The following is a 2,728-nucleotide window of genomic DNA, read 5'->3' as shown; positions in this document are numbered from 1 at the left end:
GGGCAGGGGCGGTCGGGCGGCGGAGCCGCAGCGTGTCCGCGGCGGGCGGCGCCGGAGGCGGCGGGGACATCGCCGTCAGCGCCGTGTCGAAGTGCGCGTCGACCGATTCCGACGTGGCCGGCGCCGCACCGGCACCCGCCTCGTTGTCGTACAACTGCCGCCACCAGTCGTCGTCTTGACCCTGGTGCGACTCCCCCTGCTGGCTCATGCCCCTATTGTCCACCGCCCGGGCCGCCGGGAAACGTGAAACCGCCGCGCCGCCCGCCACCGCACCCGCCACACTGGCAACTTCACCCCGCCGCGGCCATCGCGGCGGGCCGCCGACGGACGATCCGGGCGGGCGGAGGCGGCGGGAATCCGGCAGGGTGGGGCTCATGGGGACCGCACAGGCGAGCCTGATCGGCGCCGTGATGCTGCTCGGCCTCATCGGCATCACGGTCCCCGGCGTACCGGGCACGCTGCTGTGCTGGGCCGCCGTCCTGTGGTGGGCGACCTCCGAGCACACCAGCCTGACCTGGGGGGTGCTGGCCGGCGCGACCGGACTGCTGGCGGCCACGCAGGTCGTGGTCTGGCTGCTGCCGTCCCGCCGCATCCGCGACTCGGGGGTCACCTGGCGCACGATCGTCAACGCCGGCGGCGCCGCCATCGCGGGCTTCTTCCTCGTACCGGTGCTCGGGGCCGTCCTCGGCTTCACCGGCAGCATCTACGTGACCGAGCGGGTCCGCCTCGGCGGCGGCCACCGCACCGCCTGGACGGCGACCAGGCGGGCGATGCGTACGGTCGGCGGTTCCGTCCTGGTCGAACTCCTCGCGTGCCTGCTCGTCGTCGGCACCTGGCTGGTCGCGACCATCGCGGCCTAGGGAACGACGGACCCCCGGCCACCTCCGCGGCGGCGGAGACGTCGGCCGGAAGCGGCCACCGCGGCGGCAGCGGTTTTCATCCCGCTGAAAATTCCGCCGCCGCGTGACCGTCACTGCAGCTCGGGGACCTCCCCAGTGGTCTGGACCACAGCGACTCTCCGGCAACCCCTTTACGCGGAGGGTCAATTCATGCGTCACTCATGACGCGTCCACATCAAGCATCCCGCCTGCACCGCTCCGCACCACCGTGACACGCAGCATCACCCGGCACGCCGGTGCGGAGCCCCCTCGCCCCACGCACACCACGCCACCCCAATGCAGCGGTGGCGGTCGCCGACCGCTCGGACGCTACGCGAGTAGAACCCCGGTCGGGCAGCACATCTCGCGATCCCCGTCCCCCGCACCACCCCAATGTGCCAGGAGGAAAGCCTTGTTCTCCCGAATCCGCACCCCCCGGGCCGTCCAGCGGAAACTGATGGCGGCCGGCGTCCTCGGCGCGAGCATGGCCCTTGCCGCGACGATGACAGGGGGCACCGCCTCCGCCCAGTCGCTGCCGTCGGGCAGCGACATCCCGCTCGGCGGCGGCTACATGGGCGTCGGCTACGTCCAGGACAGCAAGGCCTTCGCGCCGGACACCCGGCAACTGCACCTCGACGCCCCGGGCGTCATGGCCCCGAACGCGTCCTACCCCTCGGGCATCGACGTCTCGCACTACCAGGGGACGATCAACTGGACGTCGGTGAAGGCCGCCGGGATCCAGTTCGCCTACATCAAGGCCACCGAGAGCACCACGTACAAGGACCCCACCTTCAGCGCCGACTACCTCAACGCCTACAACGCCAAGGTGATCAGGGGCGCCTACCACTTCGCGCGGCCCGACCTGTCCAGCGGCGCGGCGCAGGCCGCCTACTTCGCCGGCAACGGCGGAGCCTGGTCGGCGGACAACCTGACGCTGCCCGGGATGCTGGACCTCGAAGGCGGCTGCTACGGCAAGACGGCCGCCGCCATGCAGTCGTGGATCCTCGACTTCTACAACACCTACAAGGCCAGGACGAGCCGTGACGTCGTCCTCTACACCAGCGCGAGCTGGTGGAACTCCTGCACCGGCGGCTGGAGCGGCATGTCCGCCAGGAGCCCGCTGAATGTGGCGCACTGGACCACCGCGGCCAGCCCCACCATCCCGGGCGGCTTCCCGTTCTGGACCTTCTGGCAGTACGCCGACAACGGTTCGGTGAGCGGCATCACGGGCGCCGTGGACCGCGACCGTTTCAGCGCCAGCAGTGCCCGCCTTCTGGCCCTGGCCAACAACACCCCCTGACGGCCCGGCCAGGAGCCGCGGCACGGCCCGCGCCGGGAGCGGCCGAAGAACCGCCGTGCCGCCCGTACTCGGACCTGCGGCCCAGGACTCGCCTGGGCCGCAGGTCCGATGATGGCGTCGGGCGATCGTGTCAGGCTTGGCCCATGACGACGGCATCCGCACGGACGGAACTGAACGACGCCGAGCTGGCCTATCTGCGCGGCCAGCGCCTCGCCCGGCTGGCGACGGTGGACGCGAAGGGCCGACCGCAGGCCAACCCGGTCGGCTTCTTCCTGCGGCCCGATAGCACCGTCGACATCGGCGGCTACGCGATGGGCACCACCAAGAAGTGGCGGAACATCGCGGCCAACGGCCATGTCTCCCTGGTCGTGGACGACATCGCGAGCGTCGAGCCGTGGAAGGTCCGCGGGGTGGAGATCCGCGGCACCGCCGAGCAGATCGTCGGCCCGCACGACCTCGGCGCGCACCTGAGCCCCGAGCTGATCAGGATCACGCCCCACAGCATCTTCAGCTGGGGCCTGGACGACTGACCCCGGCCCACCCCCGGCGC

General features: G+C 71.7%; 3 protein-coding genes and 1 pseudogene. 3 read left to right on the top strand and 1 reads right to left on the bottom strand.

All coding sequences use genetic code 11. The features are described 5' to 3' along the window. A pseudogene (locus V7E46_RS33240) lies at window positions 1-208 on the bottom strand (hypothetical protein); the annotation flags it as partial. A 166-nt stretch (window positions 209-374) separates the two neighbouring features. Between V7E46_RS33240 and V7E46_RS33235 the strand changes: the two are divergent. From V7E46_RS33235 to V7E46_RS33225, 3 genes are all read left to right on the top strand, one after another. Beyond that, the gene (locus tag V7E46_RS33235) at window positions 375-860 is read left to right on the top strand and encodes a DUF456 domain-containing protein (RefSeq protein WP_329173702.1); all 486 of its coding nucleotides are present in this window, start codon (window positions 375-377) and stop codon (window positions 858-860) included. 475 nt (window positions 861-1,335) lie between these two features. Next, window positions 1,336-2,178: a GH25 family lysozyme gene (locus tag V7E46_RS33230; protein WP_333771882.1), complete on the top strand. Its 843-nt coding sequence runs from the start codon at window positions 1,336-1,338 to the stop codon at window positions 2,176-2,178. A 143-nt stretch (window positions 2,179-2,321) separates the two neighbouring features. Further along, a complete protein-coding gene (locus tag V7E46_RS33225; RefSeq protein WP_333771881.1) occupies window positions 2,322-2,708 on the top strand; it encodes a PPOX class F420-dependent oxidoreductase in 387 nt (128 codons plus the stop codon). The last annotated feature ends 20 nt before the right edge of the window (window positions 2,709-2,728 follow it).

Source organism: Streptomyces sp. IBSBF 2435 (genome assembly GCF_036815005.1).
Lineage (GTDB): Bacteria > Actinomycetota > Actinomycetes > Streptomycetales > Streptomycetaceae > Actinacidiphila.
The sequence above is the reverse complement of the archived record's forward strand: the minus strand, read 5'-3'. Positions and strand labels throughout refer to the sequence as shown.

Bases quoted from the DNA above. Each gene is read 5' to 3' on its own strand.
- V7E46_RS33225 (WP_333771881.1), top strand. From the start codon at position 2,322: ATGACGACGGCATCCGCACGGACGGAACTGAACGACGCCGAGCTGGCC.
- V7E46_RS33230 (WP_333771882.1), top strand. From the start codon at position 1,336: ATGGCGGCCGGCGTCCTCGGCGCGAGCATGGCCCTTGCCGCGACGATG.
- V7E46_RS33235 (WP_329173702.1), top strand. From the start codon at position 375: ATGGGGACCGCACAGGCGAGCCTGATCGGCGCCGTGATGCTGCTCGGC.